18 protein-coding genes are annotated in these 16505 nt (G+C 70.1%); 9 read left to right on the top strand and 9 right to left on the bottom strand.

From position 1 onward, the window contains the following. Nucleotides 1-53: 53 nt before the first annotated feature. The 6 genes from rlmB to K304_RS0123310 form a co-directional block, all read right to left on the bottom strand. Nucleotides 54-1016, bottom strand: a complete 963-nt coding sequence (gene rlmB, locus K304_RS0123335) for a 23S rRNA (guanosine(2251)-2'-O)-methyltransferase RlmB (RefSeq protein ID WP_027765687.1) — start codon at nucleotides 1014-1016, stop codon at nucleotides 54-56. A 229-nt stretch (nucleotides 1017-1245) separates the two neighbouring features. Next, nucleotides 1246-2658: a cysteine--tRNA ligase gene (cysS, locus tag K304_RS0123330; RefSeq protein WP_027765686.1), complete on the bottom strand. Its 1413-nt coding sequence runs from the start codon at nucleotides 2656-2658 to the stop codon at nucleotides 1246-1248. A gap of 111 nt (nucleotides 2659-2769) precedes the next feature. Next, nucleotides 2770-3165: a PPOX class F420-dependent oxidoreductase gene (locus tag K304_RS0123325; RefSeq protein ID WP_027765685.1), complete on the bottom strand. Its 396-nt coding sequence runs from the start codon at nucleotides 3163-3165 to the stop codon at nucleotides 2770-2772. Nucleotides 3166-3337: 172 nt separating this feature from the next. Continuing rightward, on the bottom strand, nucleotides 3338-3865 hold the full coding sequence (gene ispF, locus K304_RS0123320; protein ID WP_027765684.1) for a 2-C-methyl-D-erythritol 2,4-cyclodiphosphate synthase: 528 nt from the start codon (nucleotides 3863-3865) through the stop codon (nucleotides 3338-3340). Beyond that, the gene (ispD, locus tag K304_RS0123315) at nucleotides 3855-4658 is read right to left on the bottom strand and encodes a 2-C-methyl-D-erythritol 4-phosphate cytidylyltransferase (RefSeq protein WP_027765683.1); all 804 of its coding nucleotides are present in this window, start codon (nucleotides 4656-4658) and stop codon (nucleotides 3855-3857) included. The genes ispF and ispD overlap by 11 nt, the downstream gene beginning before the upstream one ends. A 349-nt stretch (nucleotides 4659-5007) precedes the next feature. Further along, the gene (locus tag K304_RS0123310; protein WP_027765682.1) at nucleotides 5008-5490 is read right to left on the bottom strand and encodes a CarD family transcriptional regulator; all 483 of its coding nucleotides are present in this window, start codon (nucleotides 5488-5490) and stop codon (nucleotides 5008-5010) included. A 578-nt stretch (nucleotides 5491-6068) separates the two neighbouring features. Between K304_RS0123310 and K304_RS0123305 the strand changes: the two genes are divergently transcribed. Further along, nucleotides 6069-6737, top strand: a complete 669-nt coding sequence (locus K304_RS0123305) for a hypothetical protein (protein WP_027765681.1) — start codon at nucleotides 6069-6071, stop codon at nucleotides 6735-6737. A gap of 114 nt (nucleotides 6738-6851) precedes the next feature. On the opposite strand, the gene phoP is transcribed toward K304_RS0123305, so the two are convergent. Both phoP and phoR read right to left on the bottom strand, forming a co-directional pair. Continuing rightward, nucleotides 6852-7532, bottom strand: a complete 681-nt coding sequence (gene phoP / locus K304_RS0123300; RefSeq protein WP_023527581.1) for a two-component system response regulator PhoP — start codon at nucleotides 7530-7532, stop codon at nucleotides 6852-6854. Then, a complete protein-coding gene (phoR, locus tag K304_RS0123295) occupies nucleotides 7529-8857 on the bottom strand; it encodes a two-component system sensor histidine kinase PhoR (protein ID WP_027765680.1) in 1329 nt (442 codons plus the stop codon). The genes phoP and phoR overlap by 4 nt, the downstream gene beginning before the upstream one ends. 218 nt (nucleotides 8858-9075) lie before the next feature. Between phoR and phoU the strand changes: the two genes are divergently transcribed. From phoU to K304_RS33510, 3 genes are all read left to right on the top strand, one after another. After that, a complete protein-coding gene (gene phoU / locus K304_RS30855) occupies nucleotides 9076-9807 on the top strand; it encodes a phosphate signaling complex protein PhoU (RefSeq protein WP_051308745.1) in 732 nt (243 codons plus the stop codon). Between the two features lie 134 nt (nucleotides 9808-9941). Further along, nucleotides 9942-10085, top strand: a complete 144-nt coding sequence (locus K304_RS33760; protein WP_168711438.1) for a hypothetical protein — start codon at nucleotides 9942-9944, stop codon at nucleotides 10083-10085. Nucleotides 10086-10624: 539 nt separating this feature from the next. Further along, nucleotides 10625-11923: a hypothetical protein gene (locus tag K304_RS33510; RefSeq protein ID WP_158687413.1), complete on the top strand. Its 1299-nt coding sequence runs from the start codon at nucleotides 10625-10627 to the stop codon at nucleotides 11921-11923. A 324-nt stretch (nucleotides 11924-12247) separates the two neighbouring features. Here K304_RS33510 and K304_RS0123280 read toward each other — a convergent pair whose 3' ends face one another. After that, nucleotides 12248-12715, bottom strand: coding sequence for an NUDIX domain-containing protein (locus tag K304_RS0123280; RefSeq protein WP_027765678.1), 468 nt, complete (start codon nucleotides 12713-12715; stop codon nucleotides 12248-12250). A gap of 16 nt (nucleotides 12716-12731) precedes the next feature. Between K304_RS0123280 and K304_RS0123275 the strand changes: the two genes are divergently transcribed. The 5 genes from K304_RS0123275 (at nucleotide 12732) to K304_RS0123255 (ending at nucleotide 16387) form a co-directional block, all read left to right on the top strand. Then, nucleotides 12732-13511 (top strand): GntR family transcriptional regulator, encoded by a 780-nt coding sequence (locus K304_RS0123275; protein WP_027765677.1) that lies wholly within the window; start codon nucleotides 12732-12734, stop codon nucleotides 13509-13511. Between the two features lie 136 nt (nucleotides 13512-13647). Then, nucleotides 13648-14004, top strand: a complete 357-nt coding sequence (locus tag K304_RS0123270) for an SCO3933 family regulatory protein (protein ID WP_027765676.1) — start codon at nucleotides 13648-13650, stop codon at nucleotides 14002-14004. A gap of 2 nt (nucleotides 14005-14006) precedes the next feature. Continuing rightward, a complete protein-coding gene (locus K304_RS0123265; RefSeq protein WP_027765675.1) occupies nucleotides 14007-15344 on the top strand; it encodes an FtsK/SpoIIIE domain-containing protein in 1338 nt (445 codons plus the stop codon). A gap of 88 nt (nucleotides 15345-15432) precedes the next feature. Next, the gene (locus tag K304_RS31865) at nucleotides 15433-16173 is read left to right on the top strand and encodes a DUF2637 domain-containing protein (RefSeq protein ID WP_051308744.1); all 741 of its coding nucleotides are present in this window, start codon (nucleotides 15433-15435) and stop codon (nucleotides 16171-16173) included. A 19-nt stretch (nucleotides 16174-16192) separates the two neighbouring features. After that, nucleotides 16193-16387: a mobile element transfer protein gene (locus K304_RS0123255; protein WP_027763892.1), complete on the top strand. Its 195-nt coding sequence runs from the start codon at nucleotides 16193-16195 to the stop codon at nucleotides 16385-16387. Nucleotides 16388-16505: the final 118 nt, after the last annotated feature.

Here is a 16505-nt window from a genome sequence, read left to right as displayed (position 1 = left end):
CTTCCGGGCGCAGATGCGCCCGCGGGTGCCACCGGCGGGCGCGGGTCCTCAGGTCACGCGCGGCGGCGGGCCGCCTCGTACAGCACCACGCCCGCGGCGACGCCGGCGTTCAGCGACTCGGCTCCGCCCGGCATCGGAATGCGCACCCGCACGTCGCAGGTCTCGCCGACCAGACGTGACAGGCCCTTGCCCTCCGAGCCGACCACGACCACGACCGGACCGTCGAGCACGTCCAGCTCGGTCAGCTCGGTGTCCCCGTCCGCGGCGAGACCGACGACCGTGAGACCGGCCTTCTGGTACGTCTCCAGTGCACGGGTGAGGTTCGTCGCGCGGGCGACGGGTGTGCGGGCGGCGGTTCCGGCGCTCGTCTTCCACGCGCCCGCCGTCATCCCGGCGGCGCGCCGCTCGGGCACGACGACGCCGTGGCCGCCGAAGGCGGAGACGGAGCGCACCACCGCGCCGAGGTTGCGGGGGTCGGTGACCCCGTCCAGGGCGACGATGAGCGGGTCCTCGCCGTCGTCGAAAGCGGCGGCGGTCAGGTCCTCCGGGTGCGCGTAGTCGTACGGCGGCACCTGGAGCACGACGCCCTGGTGGTTGAGGTGGTGGGTCATCCGGTCGAGTTCCGGACGCGGCGCCTCCATCAGGTGGATGCCGCCGCGCTCGCCCGCGAGGCGCACGCACTCCCGGACGCGCTCGTCGTTGTCGATGAACTGCTGCACGTAGAGGGTGGTCGCCGGGACGCCCTCGCGCAGCGCCTCGACCACGGAGTTGCGGCCGACGACCAGCTCGGCGCTGCCCTTGCCCTTGCCGGCACCGCGGCGGGGGGCGCTCTGGCGGCCCTGCGCACGGCGCGCCTTGGACTGGGCGGCACGCTGCTTGGCGTGGCCCTTGCGCATCTCGGCGGGCGGGGTCGGGCCCTTGCCCTCCAGGCCGCGACGGCGCTGGCCGCCGCTGCCGACCTGCGCGCCCTTCTTGTTGGACGTGCGGCGGTTGCGGCGTGCGCTGTTGCCGGCCATGGGGTACCTCTGTGCTTCCTGCGGTTCCTGCGGTGGAAAGGTCGCGGCGTGGTCGTTGGCGTGGTCTGACGGTGGTCGTGCGTACGGTGCGATTATCCCCGACCGTACCGGGCGCCGGAGCCGCGGCGCCCCTCCCCCGCACCGGCCCGTGCGCCGCCGGACGCTCCGTCCCGTCCCCCCTCCGCCCGCGACAGCTGGGAGGGGGACGCGGAGCGGGGCGGGGCGTGCGTCAGGAGGCGGACGAGGAGCCGATCTCCCACCGGGGGCCGGAGGGGGTGTCCTCGATGGTGAGGCCGGCGCGGGCGAGTTCGTCGCGGATCGCGTCGGCGGTCGCGTAGTCCTTGCGTCCGCGCGCGGCCTGCCGCTGCTCCAGGATGAGCGCGACCAGCGAGTCGACCACGCCGTGCAGTTCGTCCGCCGCCTTGGCGGCACCGCCGCCGGACCACTGCTCCGCCATCGGGTCCAGGCCGAGCACTCCGAGCATGGCCCGCAGGTCGGCGAGGTGGCGGGCGGCCGCCTCCTTGTCGTCGGCGGACAGGGCCTGGTTGCCGTGCCGGACGGTGGTGTGCACCAGGGCCAGGGCCTGCGGGACGCCGAGGTCGTCGTCCATGGCCTCGGCGAAGGCGTCCGGCACCTCGTCCGCCGGGGCGACCTCGCCGGTCATCTCGGCGACGCGGTGCATGAAGCCCTCGATGCGGCCGAACGCGGCCTCCGCCTCGCGCAGCGACTCCTCGCTGTACTCGATGGTGGAGCGGTAGTGCGGGGTGCCCAGGTAGTAGCGCAGCACGATGGGCCGCCAGCGCTTCACCATCTCGCTGACCAGCACCGAGTTGCCGAGCGACTTGCTCATCTTCTCGCCGCTCATGGTGACCCACGCGTTGTGAACCCAGTAGCGGGCGAACGCGTCGCCGTACGCCTCGGACTGCGCGATCTCGTTCTCGTGGTGCGGGAACACGAGGTCGACGCCGCCGCCGTGGATGTCGAACTCCCGGCCCAGGTACTTGTGCGCCATGGCGGAGCACTCCAGGTGCCAGCCCGGACGGCCGGTGCCCCAGGGGGTCTCCCAACTGGGCTCGCCCGGCTTGGCCGCCTTCCACATCGCGAAGTCGCGCGGGTCGCGCTTGCCGGTCTCGTTGTCCCCGGACGGCTGACGGAGATTGTCCAGCTCCTGGTTGGAGAGCTTGAGGTAGCCCTGGTGGGAGCGCACGGCGAAGTAGACGTTGCCGTCGGCGGCGTACGCGTGACCGGAGTCGATCAGCGTGCGCATCATGTCGATCATCTCCGGAACGTGTCCGGTGGCCCGCGGTTCGCAGGTGGGCGGCAGGCAGCCGAGCGCGGCGTACCCGTCGTTGAACGCGCGCTCGTTCTCGTAGCCGATCGCCCACCAGGGACGGTCCTGGTCGGCGGACTTGGCGATGATCTTGTCGTCGATGTCGGTCACGTTGCGGACGAACGTCACGTCGAGGCCGCGGTGTTCGAACCAGCGGCGCATGATGTCGAAGTTCAGGCCGGAACGGATGTGCCCGATGTGCGGCGCCGCCTGGACGGTGGCGCCACACAGGTAGATCGAGACGCAGCCCGGCCGGAGCGGGACGAAGTCACGGATCTGCCGGGCGCTGGTGTCGTACAGGCGAAGAGTCACGCGGCCAAGAGTAGTCGGCCGCGGGCGGGGTGTGCGCGCACCTCGGCAGGGCGGTCCGGGGGATCTCCCGGGGCCGCGCCGGTACGGGCGCCTCCGGGGCGGCACCGCGTCTCAGAGCCGGCCGACGACCTTCCGCGGGGTGATGCGCACGACGACGCGCTCGCCGTCCTTGTGCGACTCCGGGTTGAACTCGGCGTAGGTCTTGCCGGTGTACTTCCTGGCCAGCTCGTCGATCAGCTCCTGCCCACCCTCGGTGGTGAGCGTCACGGAGCCGCGGATCTCGGCGTACGTGTAGGGGGCTTCGGCGGGCTGCACCACCACGGTCACCCGCGGGTCGCGTTCGAGGTTCCGGGCCTTGCGGCGGCCCAGGGTGGTGGAGATCAGCAGCTCCTCGCCGTCCCGCTTCACCCACACCGGCGACACCTGCGGACTGCCGTCCGGCTGGATCGTGGCGATGTGGACGAAGACGTTGCCGTCCAGGACCTTCTTGAGCTCGTCGGAGAACACGGTGGAGGTGCTCCTTCCTGCGGACGGATGCGGTGGGCGTCGGCTCCGGTGGAGGGAGTGGCGCCCGGCCTCGCGTCGCCGGCTGTGCCGTCCCTCACACGAGGTGCAACCCCGGCCGGCCCGTCGGCATTCCCCCTTCCGCCGGACCCCCGGCCGCCGCCGCACGGACGCGTCAGGTCGCGGGGACGGGGAGGACCAGCGCGGTGGCGACGGCCGCCAGCCCCTCCGCGCGTCCGGTGAGGCCGAGGCCGTCGGTGGTGGTGCCGGATACCGACACCGGCGCGCCGCAGGCGGCGGACAGCGCCTGCTCGGCCTCCGCACGCCGCTTGCCGATCTTCGGCCGCACGCCGATGACCTGGATGCTCACGTTGCCCACCGCGTAGCCCGCGGCGGTGACGATGCGTGCGGCCGCCGCGAGCAGGGTGACCCCGGAGGCTCCGGACCACTCGGGGCGCGAGGTGCCGAAGTGGGCGCCGAGGTCGCCCAGGCCGGAGGCGGAGAACAGCGCGTCGCAGGCGGCGTGCGCGGCGACGTCACCGTCGGAGTGGCCCGCGAGCCCGTACTCCTCTCCCTCCCAGAGCAGGCCGGCGCACCAGAGCGCGCGGCCCTTCTCGAAGGCGTGCACGTCGGTGCCGACACCGATGCGCGGAACCGGGAACGGAACCTCCCCCCGAGGGTCCCGCCGAGGTTCAGAAGCCATCGGTGGCCCTCCTCCGGGCGAGGACGGCCTCGGCGAGCACCAGGTCCAGCGGGCGGGTGACCTTGAACGCCTCCGCGTGTCCGGGAACGACCACCACCTCCACGCCCAGCCGCTCGACCATACCGGCGTCGTCCGTGACGCCGTCCCCTTCACGGGCCACCCGGGCGTGCGCGTCGGCGAGCGTCAGGCGGTCGAAGCCCTGCGGCGTCTGCACGGCCCGCAGCAGGGACCGTTCCGGGGTGCCGACGACCGGCTCGGGGTCGCCCGGCCGCTCCGGCGGACGGATCTGCTTGACGGTGTCGGGCACCGGCAGCGCCGGTACGACGGCGGGCGCGCCGTCCCGTACCGCCGCGGCCACGGCATCCACGGTGTCCACGGGGACGAGCGGGCGCGCCGCGTCGTGCACCAGCACGGCGGTGACGTCCTCGGGCAGCGCGGCCAGGCCGAGGCGTACGGAGTCCTGACGGGTCTCGCCGCCCGGGACGACCAGCACCTCCGGCAGCGAGTGCTCGTCCAGCAGGTGGCGCACGCCGTCGACGCCGTCGGCCGGAGCGACCACCACGACCAGGGACACCGCCCGGGCGCGCGCCATGGCCCGTACGGCGTGCACCAGCATCGGCGTCCCGCCGAGGGCACGCAGCGCCTTGGGGGCGCCGGGGCCGAGGCGCACACCGCGCCCGGCGGCCGGGATCACCGCGGCGGTACGGGCGGCGGGCCGGTCGGCGGAGGCTCCCGCCGGGCCGGGGACGGCGGCGGAAGCGGAGGTGGAAGCGGAAGCGGAAGCGTGTGACATCGGTTGCGCGTTCAGGTTTGTGTCCTCAGCCGGGTTGGGTATGGCATGGGCGTAACCCCGGCCGACGGCTGGGGGAGTGCCGGGTGCGACACCTCGATCGGACCCTTCCGTGACAGCCGGTCGAGCGTGCTGCCGGGCCCGGCACAGCGGTGCGAGGGGCATACGACGGGCGGCTGCCGATCGTGACACCCAGCGTACTGAACGCGATACAGCGATGCCGCAGCGCCCGGGACGAACCGGTCGGTCGTGGACCGCACGGTTTCCGGGCACCGCGGCATGGCGGTGGCGACGCCTCCCGTTGCAGGACTCGCCGGATGACGCTCGACGACTCACACGGGGCGGCCGGGGGTCAGGAGGCGAGGACCTCGTCGAGAAGCGCCTCGGCCTTGTCCTCGTTGGTCTTCTCCGCCAGCGCCAGCTCGCTGACGAGGATCTGACGCGCCTTGGCGAGCATCCGCTTCTCGCCGGCCGACAGACCGCGCTCGCGCTCGCGACGCCACAGGTCGCGGACGACCTCGGCAACCTTGATCACGTCGCCGGAGGCGAGCTTCTCGAGGTTCGCCTTGTAGCGGCGCGACCAGTTGGTGGGTTCTTCGGCGTACGGAGCGCGCAGCACCTCGAAGACCTTGTCCAGGCCCTCGGAACCGACCACGTCACGCACACCCACGAACTCCGCATTGTCCGCCGGCACACGAACAGTCAAGTCGCCCTGCGCGACCTTCAGAACCAGATAGGTCTTGTCCACGCCTTTGATCTGGCGAGTTTCGATGGCCTCGATCAGCGCGGCCCCGTGATGGGGATAGACCACGGTGTCGCCAACCTTGAACGTCATGTGTCAGGTACCCCTTCCGTGGCTATCCAGTCTAACACGTGAACGAGCCGTTCTGAATGACGTTTCCGCAGGTCAGGCCGCATCTCGGGGCTTGACAAGCGACCCGTTGTCATGCTGCGGACCCTAAGCGGAACGAAGAATTCGCAGGTCGGGGCGCGTCTTCGCGGGTGCCGAAACGGACCCCGGAAGGGCCCGACGAGAAGGGGAACCGTAGGCCGAATGCCCGTTATGTCCGGTTCACCGGGGAACCCGTTCGCCCGTTCTCCGGAATTGATCAGCGAACTGTTCCGGAGGGCGAACACGGCCGCGTTCCGCCGGTCGGCCGCACCGGCAGTGATCAATTCCGGCCGACGTTCTCACATTCTTTCCCGAGAATCCCACCGACCCGTCCGGACGGAGAATCCGCCGCCCCGCGACCCCCCGCTCCGGCACGGCACGCGCCCGCTCCGCGCCGCGCCGGAGGGGCGGCTGCGGCCCACGCGCGCGGGGTCGGTAGCCTGTGAGCCCACAACCGACCACCGTCCGCGACCGGGCACGCCGTTCGGCCGCCAGAGCTCGTCCTAGGAGTTGCCGCCGCCGTGAGCAGCAGCCTTCGACGCGGCACCCTCGCCGCCACCGCCCTCGCCTCCTGCGTCCTCACGCTCACCGCGTGCGGCGCGGGAAACAATGCCGCGACCCTGCAGGTCGAGCCGGACAGTGCCAGCGAGCAGGTCGGCCCGATCAAGGTCGAGGCCGTCAACATCATCACCACCGAGGGCGGAGAGGGCCCCGTCGGCGTGTCGGCCCGCATCTTCAACGACAGCCGAAAGCCGGAGACCCTCGAGGCCATCCGCATCAAGGGCGTCGACGGCCGCGTCAGGCTGAGCCCGCCCACGGGAAAGAACGCCCTCACGGTGCCCGCCGAGGGCCACCTGGCGCTGGGCGGCGAGGGCCACGCCTCCGCGTTCGTACCGGACCCGGGCACGGTCAGCCCCGGCGAGATGCAGGCCATCACCTTCGTCTTCAGCCGCACCGGCAAGGTGGAGCTGCGCGCCGCGGTCGTGCCTTCGGACCACGACGGCTACGAGCGCTTCGCCCCCAGCGCGCGGCCGACCCCCTCCGGCGCGCCCACCGGCAACCCGTCGCCGCGCCCCGGCGAGCCGACCGGCGAGCCCACGGGGTCGCCCACGGGCTCCCCGACCGGCTCTCCCGCACCCGGCGACGAGAACACCGAGCCCGCGGCGGGCGAGAGCCCGGCCGGCGAGTAGCGCCGGCACACCGGCACATGAAGCGGCCGGGGGCCGGCGGAGATCCGCCGGCCCCCGGCCGCTTCCGTCCGGCCCCGCGGCGCGCCGACGTGCGGCACCCCGGAGGCGGTCCGGTCAGGGCTCGAACTTGTAGCCCAGGCCGCGCACCGTGACCAGGTAGCGGGGCGCGCCCGGGTCGGGCTCGATCTTCGCCCGCAGCCGCTTGACGTGCACGTCCAGCGTCTTGGTGTCGCCGACGTAGTCCGCGCCCCACACCCGGTCGATGAGCTGCATGCGGGTCAGCACGCGGCCGGCGTTCCGCAGCAGCATCTCCAGCAGGTCGAACTCCTTGAGCGGCAGGTCCACCTTGCCGCCGCCGACCGTCACCACGTGCCGGTCGACGTCCATGCGCACCGGTCCGGCCTCCAGCGCCGCCGGTTCGACCTCCTCCGGCTCGCCGCGGCGCCGGAGCACCGCGCGCACCCGGGCGACCAGCTCCCGGGAGGAGAAGGGCTTCGTCACGTAGTCGTCGGCTCCTATTTCCAGCCCCACGACCTTGTCGATCTCGCTGTCCTTGGCGGTCACCATGATCACGGGGACGTTGGAGCGACCGCGGAGCTGGCGGCACACCTCCGTGCCGGGCAGGCCCGGCAGCATCAGGTCGAGCAGCACCAGGTCGGCGCCGTTCCGCTCGAACTCGTCGAGCCCTTCCGGCCCCGTGGACGCCACCGCGACCTCGAAGCCTTCCTTGCGCAGCATGTACGACAGTGCGTCGCTGAACGATTCCTCGTCCTCGACGACGAGCACTCGGGTCACGGGAGGACCTCCGGGGCGTCAGATGTACGTGGTCGTGATGGGGATGTGGTGGGGTCGTGCACCCCGTCGTCCTCGTCGTCGAAGTCGGACGGTTCCTGCAGCGCACCGCTGAGGCGGTGCTCGTGGCGGCCGGACCGGCCTTCGCGGCCGGACTCCGCCTTCTCCCGGGCGTTGCCGGCCTCCGGCAGCCGCAGGGTGAAGGTGGAGCCCTGGCCCTCCGCGCTCCACACGGTGACCTCTCCGCCGTGCGAGGCGGCCACGTGCTTGACGATGGCGAGGCCGAGGCCGGTGCCACCGGTGTCGCGGGAGCGGGCCGGGTCGACGCGGTAGAACCGCTCGAAGATCCGCTCCTTGTCCGCCGCCGAGATGCCGATGCCCTGGTCGGTCACCGCGATCTCGACGAGGTCGCCGCCCGGCACGGCGATGCGCCGCCCGGCGATGCCGACCCGGGTACGGGCCGGCGAGTAGTTGACCGCGTTCTCGACGAGGTTGCCGAGCGCGGCGGCGAGCTGCCCGCGGTTCCCCCACACGTGGAGGTTCTCGGTGCCTCCGGACGCGAGGGTGATCTGCTTGTTCGACGCCGACTGCCGGCAGCGGTCCAGCGCCTCCCCGACCAGTTCGGTGACCTGCACCGGCTCCGAGTCCTCCAGCGGGTCGTCGTTCTGCACCCGGGAGAGGTCGATCAGCTCCTGCACCAGACTGGTCAGCCGGGTCGCCTCGTTCTGCATCCGGCCGGCGAAGCGTTCCACGGCCTCGGGGTCGTCCGAGGCGTCCATCACGGCCTCGGAGAGCAGCGACAGCGCGCCGACCGGCGTCTTCAGCTCGTGGCTGACGTTGGCGACGAAGTCGCGGCGCACCGCCTCGATCCGCCGGGCCTCCGTCAGGTCCTCGACCAGCAGCAGCACCAGGCGGGACCCGAGCGGCGCCACGCGCGCCGACACGGCGAGGGCGTCGCCGCCCCGGCCCGAGCCGCGGCGCGGCAGGTCCAGCTCGATCTGGCGTATCTCTCCGTCGCGGCGCGTGTCGCGGGCCATCCGCAGCATCTCGTCCACGGTCAGCCGCCCGCCGCGCACCAGCCCCAGGGCGTACGCGGCGGAGCTGGCCTTCACCACGGCGTCGGCCTCGTCCAGCACGACGGCAGACGAGCGGAGCACGGACAGGACGGTGTCCACGCCCGGCGGCAGCGTCGCCGGGTCGGTGTGCAGCGCGGTGCGAGTGGGGCGCGCCTGCTCGCGCTCGCTCCACCGGAACGCCAGCATGGCGATCACGCCGGTGCAGACACCGGCGATCGCGGCCACTGCGGCGACTGCCGCGTTCACGTCCATGGCTCCCAGGTTATGCGGCAGAAACCGCACGCCCCCAGCCCTTCCGGGGCGGTCTCGAACACTCGTCCCCCAGAGTTCACCTCGGTGTCGGAGCTGATTCACTTGTGCGGCCGGAAGAGGACGCATTCCGCCCCGAACGTGGCAGCGTGGGGGGCGAACCACCCGGTCGGAGCAACAGCCCGTCCGCCCCCGGACACGCCACGCGAGGAAGGACAAGCATGCGGGACGCGTACCACGAGGAGCTGGACTCGATCAGCGACAGCCTGGTCGAGATGGCACGGCTCGCCGGCTCCGCGATCGGCCGCGCCACCACGGCGATGCTCGACGCGGACCTCAAGCTCGCCGAGAGCGTGATCGCGGCGGACGAGAAGGTCGACGACCTCCAGCGCGACCTGGAGACCAAGGCCATCCAGCTGCTCGCCCGGCAGCAGCCCGTCGCCACGGACCTGCGGATCGTCGTCACGTCGCTGCGGATGAGCGCGGACCTGGAGCGTTCGGGCGACCTCGCCCAGCACGTGGCGAAGGTCGCACGGCTGCGCTTCCCCGACTCTCCGGTGCCGCGGGACCTCCAGGCCACGCTGCTGGAGATGGGGCAGCTCGCGCAGCGCCTGATGGCCAAGGCCGCCGAGGTGATCATCACCAAGGACGTCGACACCGCGCTCCAGCTGGAGCACGACGACGACAAGATGGACGACCTGCACCGCACGCTCTTCCAGCACCTGATGGACGACCGCTGGAAGCACGGCATCGAGACGGCCGTCGACGTGACCCTCCTCGGCCGGTACTACGAACGGTTCGCCGACCACGCCGTGTCGGTGGCCCGGCGCGTGGTCTACCTCGTCACCGGCGACTACGTCGACGAGCTGACCGAGGGCGGCGCACCGGCGGGTGCCGCCCCCGCCGCCTCCCCTTCCGGCACGGACTCGACGGAGCCCGCCGAGGGCGCGTGACGCGCCCCGGACGCGAACCGGCGCACGCTGCACGCCCCGTCGCGCTCCCGCACGCCGGGGCCGCGCACGGCTAGGACGTGTCCGGGCGGGCAGGGATGGGAGCGCATGACAGTCCCGCCCGAAGAGGAGGAACCATGCCCCACCCGCCCCTCTCACCCACGGCCCGTGACAGCCCGCCCCCGCCGGTGCTCGGCGCCTGCGGCTGCGGCTCCGGCTGTGGCTGCGGCTGCCAGTCCGGCGGCTCCTGCCAGTGCGGCGGCAGCTGCTGCGGCGACTGACACCACCCGTCGTCACGGGGCCGGGCGGGCACACGGTGCCCGCCCGGCCCTCCGCACTCCGCCGCGCCGTCGGACGGTGTTCCTGGGGTGGGTCTTCGGCGTCGCCGTCCATCGCGACCGCCGACGTGCCGGTCCCACGAAGGGGCCCCTGACCCGCACCGTATGCGCAGGTCAGGGGCCTGGCCGTTTCCCTTACTTCTTCTTGCCCTGGGTCTTGCCAGGGATCTCCGGGACCTGCGTTTCCGCTGGTCTGACCGCTAACCACCATGGTTCGACCTGGCGTCTTTGGTCGTCGTTGGTCACCCGCGAGCACCCTCGCACGGCCCACAGACGGCCCCAGCCGCGACTGCCAAGCCGGTGGCCCTTTGCATAAACCCCCGGCGTATCCAGCTTACGAGGTGCGAACATCCGGGCTCCCCACTGCTCATCAGGCCCAAGGGAAGGAGTTGGGGCGAGCAAGCCCCAACGCAAAATACTGATGCCACGGCATGACCCTAGGTATATTAGACGCTAGAAGCCTACTAAGGGGGTACCGCAATATGGCGAAGAACCTGAACCATAAGCCGCAGTCTGCAATGGAGTGGATAGAGGCTCAGCTGGAATTCGTCGAGACCATCAATGCCCTAGATGACCTTTTGAACTTCATCGACCGTAGTTCAATTTCCCTCCATGACGTCAAGCAGCGTTGGCGAACAATAGCTAGATCACTCGGAGAACCGGATGGCGAACAAAGAATGGATGACTGGAAAGCGCGCTACCACAAAGCGCGTAATGAGGCTCTCTCCGTCACGAACAAGCAAGAACGGGAAGCCAAGGACGCCGATATAACTGATCAGTTCAGGGAGGAGCTCGTGGAGATCATGCAGTCTATCGGAAGACCTGGCTCCATTGAGTTCGCCGTACGGCAGGTGCAGAGTCGACCCCACCCGTCAGATATCATATACAGATCTACACTAGTCTCCCTGGTTAGCACCTTCGAAGGCTTGATAGGCGCCATGTACAGAGTTCTCCTAAAGGGGAAACCAGAGCTCTACATATCGAATAGCCAAGCCTTCTCCCTTGGGGAGATTGCACGGCTCGGCTCTGTTGATGCGATCATGGAAGAGGCAGTCGAGAGGAAGGCCGATGCGAGCTTGCGCGGCGGACTGGAGGATTGGGCAACCGAGCTCTCCAAGTCCGACATCAACATCAAAGAGTGCTGCATAGATTGGAAAAAGACGCTGGAGATATTCCAGCGCAGGAACGCACACGTCCACACTCGCGGCCGAGTCAACTCGGCCTATAAGTCGAAGGTGTCCTGCGATCTAGAAGTCGGCGATGCACTGGATATAGATATCTCCTATCTACGCAATGCTATACCGCAGATCCTTTCCCTTGGCTGCCTCGTCGCATTGCGCACTTGGCTTGCCATAAACCCCAAGGATGCGATGCTTGTTGGCGGAGTACCGTACATGTACTACGACGAATTACTGGAGCGCGGCAATTGGGAAGCGGTCGAAAAAATTTCTAGCGTCGCGAAGAACTTGGACGCACCGCTCGACCTCAGGTTTGGCCAGCGAACCTACTATTGGATTGCTCGAAAAATGGGCAGGGGCAAGCAAAGCATCTCCAAGGAAGTGACTCAGTGGGATACATCTGCCCTCAAGCCATTGTTCGTTTTTGAGAGGCACATATTGCTGGGGGAACTAGATGAAGCCGAGCGGCTACTCGAAGCAGCGAAGCGGAGTGGCTCAGCCTGGGCCCACCCGCCGCTAGACACGCCTGTAGTTCAGTTCGACAAGGATGCCGCTGATCGACTTAACCCGATTATTTTCCGCGACCCTGATTCAACGGCTTAATTTCCCTGCGGACGGTGGAGCGGCTTTGGGCTGGAGCTGCCTTTGGGGCGAGAGATCGGGGCCCGTAAGCTTGCTGCGACTCGGGCAGCTCCTAGCCTGCCCGCTAAAGCCCGATGTGGGCCCCGATCTTAGAGGCTCGCCCCAAGGTGGCTGCCTAAAGCCGTGGAGCCGACCGCCCCAGCCACGATGGTGCCCTCTTCTGTGGCTCGCGCCGTGCGCGGGCCGGCGGCCGGGCCGGAGCGGGGCGGAGACAGGAGCGTCGGCCCGGCGGCAAGCCGGGCCGCGCGGCGAGCGGAGCGAGCCCTTGATGAAGTAGAGAAAGTCTCACCGCGCCTGGATGAGCTGGCGACCGTCGTGGTTCCGGACATGTGGTCCGTCCTCGCCAAGGGCATCCAGAAGGCGTACTGCGTAGACCTCGCTCATCCGCTCGGCCACCTCTTCGGGCGTGAGCCATGCGACGGCAGTCGACTCGTCGGAGGTGCGCTCGACTCCGCCGGACGGCTTGCACCGGAAGACCAAGGCCACAACGCCACGCGCCAGGTTCTTGTAGACGCCGCTGAGCTGGTCCACCTCGACCCGGACGCCGGTCTCCTCGTAGACCTCGCGTCGCACGCCCTCCTCCGGAGACTCGTCGAGTTCGAGTACGCCCCCGGGGAGCTCCCACTTGCCGTTGTCCGCGCGCTTGATGGTGAGGAACCTGCCATCTTCGCGGATGACTGCTCCGGCGACGGACACGGAGTGCAGCGGCGTTGACCGGGCTGGAGGAGTACCGATACTCATGTATAGGAGCATAGGAGGAAGCAAGGACATGGGTACACCTGCGGCACGCGACTCGGCTGTCCCGAAGTATCTCCAGATCGCCGAGGGCCTGGCCCAGCAGATCCGCGAGGGCGTGCTCGCCCCCGGTGAGCAGGTGCCCAGTGAGGCCAAGGTGATCGAGCAGTACGGCGGCTCGGTCGGCACTGCCCGGAAGGCCATCGCCGAGCTGCGCACGGCCGGACTCGTCGAGACGCACCACGGCCGCGGCTCGTTCGTGAAGCGTCGGCCTCCGGTGCGTCGGAAGTCCTCCGACCGCTTCCGCCGCTCGCACCGCAAGGCCGGGAAGGCCGCGTACCTGGCCGAGAGCGAGCAGGCCGGGTCCACTCCGTCGGTCAACGTGCTCTATGTCGGTCCGATGGAGGCACCCGAGGAGATCGCCGAGCGTCTGGCTGTCGAGCCTGGCACGAAGGTTCTCGCCCGGCGGCGGCTGTACTTCAGCGACGGCATCCCGACCGAGGAGGCCACCTCGTATCTGCCGTGGGATGTGGTCAAGGACATCCCGGAGATGTTCGCGGAGAACCCCGGTGGCGGTGGCATCTACGCCCGTCTGGAGGAGCACGGCAACACCCTGGCCGAGTACGTCGAGGTCGTCCGGGCCCGGCTGGCGACCAAGCAGGAGACGTCCGGTTTGAGCCTGAGCCCCGGTTCGCCCGTCATCCACCTGGTGCGCGAAGCGATCACGGACACAGGTCGCGTGGTCGAGGTGTGCGACACCGTGATGGCCGCTGACAAGTTCGTCCTCGACTACCGCATCGCCGCCGGAGACTGACACGACCGCAGGTCAGAGCGTCGCGAACAAGAAACTTCTCGCAGGGACTTGACTCATACACATGAGTGCGCGACTCTTCTAACCGTCACTCATATACATGAGTGCCTGAGTCGATCACATCTAGAGGAGTTTCCTCATGCGTCAGATCCCCGTCGACACCAACGCCGCTCAGGTCATGGCTGCCGGCCCGGCTGAGCCGAAGGTCAACCGGCAGACCGGTGAGGTCCAGACCGACCGTGAGACCGGCGCGAAGCTGATGACCGTGAACGTGATGTTCGCGCTGGAGGGCAACGCCCCGGAGATCCTGTCGATCACCGTTCCCGAGTCGGGCGTCTCCGGTGAGCTGGTGATGGGTACGCCGCTGGCGCTGACCGGTCTGGTTGCGCGGCCGTGGGAGAACGAGTTCAACGGGCAGCGTCGGCACGGCATCGCCTTCCGCGCCGTGGCGGTCACCTCCCTCGCGGAGACGGGCGCCAAGGCCAAGGCAGCCTGATCATGGAGACGCTGACGATCATCGGTTCGGCGGTCATCCTGGGCACGGCGGCGCTGCTGCGGTGGCGCCGCCCGGCCTGGTACTGGCTCACCTTCGGCGCCCTCGTGGCCGTGGTCCGGCTCCGCTTCCGGTACGCCTCGGTCATGGAGGCCTGCGGCCTGACGGTCCCGCCGTCGCGTATGCGGCTGCTGCTGGCCCGCGTCACCCGCAGCGAGGTTCCCGCCTCCCGGGTCCCGCGCATTCGCCGGCTTCGGGTCACTCGGACTGGGCTGGTGGTGAGGGTCAAGCTCCGTCCGGGGCAGGACGCGTTCGACTTCGCCGCCGCCTCGGACCGGTTGCGGCACTCCTTCGGGATGCAGGGCGTCTCGTCGCGGGAGGTCAAGGCCGGTGTGGTCGAGCTGCGCATGACCGGCTACGACGTGCTGCGCCGGGTGCAGATGCCGGCGAAGACCGACGCGGACACCCTTCGCGTCCCGGTCTCCCTGCGGGAGGACGGCTCGGTCCACTTCCGCGACTACCGGCAGGTCCCGCACGCGCTGAACATCGGCGCCACCCAGTCGGGCAAGTCGGTCTATCAGCGGCGTCTTGTGGCCGCGCTGGCGGATCAGCGGGTGGCGCTTGTGGGGATCGACTGCAAGAACGGCGTGGAGCTCTACCCGCTCGCCCGCCGCTTCTCCGCTCTGGCGAACAACCCGGACAACGCCCTGGGCCTGCTCGAAGCGCTCATCGACCGCATGGAATCGACCCTGGAGGTCATCCGGCGTGAGCAGCGCATCAGCGCCGACGTGCCGGACGCGGAGATCACCGCCGATATCTGGGGCCTGCCCGAGCATCTGCGGCCGGTGCCGGTTGTGCTGCTGGTCGACGAGGTCGCCGAACTCGCCCTCGCCGCAGGTGGCAGGGCGGAGGAGAAGCGCCGGGACACCATCGTCACCGCCCTGGTTCGGCTGGCCCAGCTCGGCCGCGCCGCCGGCATCTACGTGGAGGTCTGCGGGCAGCGCTTCGGCGCCGACCTCGGCAAGGGCATCACCCTCCTGCGCTCGCAGCTCACCGGCCGCACCGCCCACCGCGTGAACGATGAAGCCTCCGCGAACATGGCCTTCGCCGACATCGCACCCGACGCCGTGCTCGCCGCCGTCCAGATCGGCACCGACCGGCCCGGCACCGCCGTGGCTGCGGATTCCTCCGGCGGCTGGGTGCTGACCCGTACGCCGTTCACGACGCTGCGGCAGGCGGTCAACATCTGCAACCGCCACGCCGACCTGACACCCGAGCTCCCCGAGCTGGCCGACTACCGGCCCGCCCTCGACCCGGCCCCTGAGCTGACCGAAGCGGCCTAACACCCCCACCCCGCGCGACGGTCGGCGTGACCGTCTCACGCCACGCCCCTACCTCACCCATGCCGAAAACCGGAAGGAGGCACCGAGCATGACGCAGCAGCAGGCAGAACGGGCAGCGATCCTCACCGCCGGGGCCGTCATTCTCGTCCTGACCGTGGCCGCGTTCTGGCTCTCCTACGCCCACCTCGCCGAGGTGGCCATGGAACACGGCCTCGCCTCCAGCCCCGAACGCGCCTGGGCCTGGCCCGGCACCATCGACCTGTTCATCCTCGCGGGCGAAGTCCTCATGTTCCGCGCCGCACTGCGCGGGGCCTGGGACTGGTGGGCCTTCGCCCTCACCGCTGCCGGGTCCCTGGGTTCCATCGGCCTCAACGTCGCCGGAGTCGAGCAGGACGCACTGAGCCTGGAACACGTCGTGGCCGCCGTCCCCCCGACCGCCGCGCTCCTCGCCTTCGGCGCACTCATGCGGCAAGTCCACGGCCTGGTCACCGACACCGACACCTCGGCCGGTGATGAGCCGGCGCACACCCGGGCCGTCACCGTCGAACGCGAGACCGTCCCGGCCGCGCTCGAATCCGCCGAAGTGCCGGCACCCCCGGCCTCCGAGGTCGAGCAGGAGCCCGCACCGGTCGAGCCGGTCAAGGACCCAGCTCCGGCACGGGTGCCGGCGCCTGCGGTCTCGGTTCCGGCTCCGCTGGTCGAGCACGCCCGGAAGCTCGCCACTGCTCACCGGGAGCGCACCGGGTCGCCGATGGACACCGACACCCTCCGCGCCCGCCTGGGCGTCCCCTCGCCGATGGCCGACGCCATCGCCGCCCAACTCACCTGACCAGAAAGGACAACACGCCATGCCTGCCCGTGACTTCTTCCACTCCGTCGAGCGCATCGGCCCGGTGCAGATCGGCACCCACCGCGACCGCCGCACCGGCCAGACCCGCCACGCCGCCGTGTGCACCTCCGAGCGCTGCGGCTGGTCCGCCGACTACGGCACCCGCACCGCCGCACAGCTCGCCGCCCGCACCCACCGCTGCCGCATCCGCTGAAAGGACACCCCGCCATGAACGTCGAAATCCCGCTCGTCGCCCTCCTGGCCGTCTTCGGCTACTTCGGCATCAAGCTCTTCCGCCCGCCGACCTGGCTCGTCGTCACCCTGCTCCTCGG

The sequence above is a fragment of the Streptomyces sp. CNS606 genome (assembly GCF_000426325.1).
The sequence above is the reverse complement of the archived record's forward strand: the minus strand, read 5'-3'. Positions and strand labels throughout refer to the sequence as shown.

Coding starts and splice junctions, on each gene's coding strand:
- K304_RS0123280 (WP_027765678.1), bottom strand. CDS start 12,715: ATGCTCCTATACATGAGTATCGGTACTCCTCCAGCCCGGTCAACGCCG.
- K304_RS0123275 (WP_027765677.1), top strand. CDS start 12,732: ATGGGTACACCTGCGGCACGCGACTCGGCTGTCCCGAAGTATCTCCAG.
- K304_RS0123310 (WP_027765682.1), bottom strand. CDS start 5,490: ATGACGTTCAAGGTTGGCGACACCGTGGTCTATCCCCATCACGGGGCC.
- rlmB (WP_027765687.1), bottom strand. CDS start 1,016: ATGGCCGGCAACAGCGCACGCCGCAACCGCCGCACGTCCAACAAGAAG.
- phoR (WP_027765680.1), bottom strand. CDS start 8,857: ATGGACGTGAACGCGGCAGTCGCCGCAGTGGCCGCGATCGCCGGTGTC.
- K304_RS31865 (WP_051308744.1), top strand. CDS start 15,433: ATGACGCAGCAGCAGGCAGAACGGGCAGCGATCCTCACCGCCGGGGCC.
- K304_RS0123270 (WP_027765676.1), top strand. CDS start 13,648: ATGCGTCAGATCCCCGTCGACACCAACGCCGCTCAGGTCATGGCTGCC.
- ispF (WP_027765684.1), bottom strand. CDS start 3,865: ATGGCTTCTGAACCTCGGCGGGACCCTCGGGGGGAGGTTCCGTTCCCG.
- K304_RS0123265 (WP_027765675.1), top strand. CDS start 14,007: ATGGAGACGCTGACGATCATCGGTTCGGCGGTCATCCTGGGCACGGCG.
- K304_RS33760 (WP_168711438.1), top strand. CDS start 9,942: ATGCCCCACCCGCCCCTCTCACCCACGGCCCGTGACAGCCCGCCCCCG.
- K304_RS0123255 (WP_027763892.1), top strand. CDS start 16,193: ATGCCTGCCCGTGACTTCTTCCACTCCGTCGAGCGCATCGGCCCGGTG.
- phoU (WP_051308745.1), top strand. CDS start 9,076: ATGCGGGACGCGTACCACGAGGAGCTGGACTCGATCAGCGACAGCCTG.
- K304_RS33510 (WP_158687413.1), top strand. CDS start 10,625: ATGGCGAAGAACCTGAACCATAAGCCGCAGTCTGCAATGGAGTGGATA.
- ispD (WP_027765683.1), bottom strand. CDS start 4,658: ATGTCACACGCTTCCGCTTCCGCTTCCACCTCCGCTTCCGCCGCCGTC.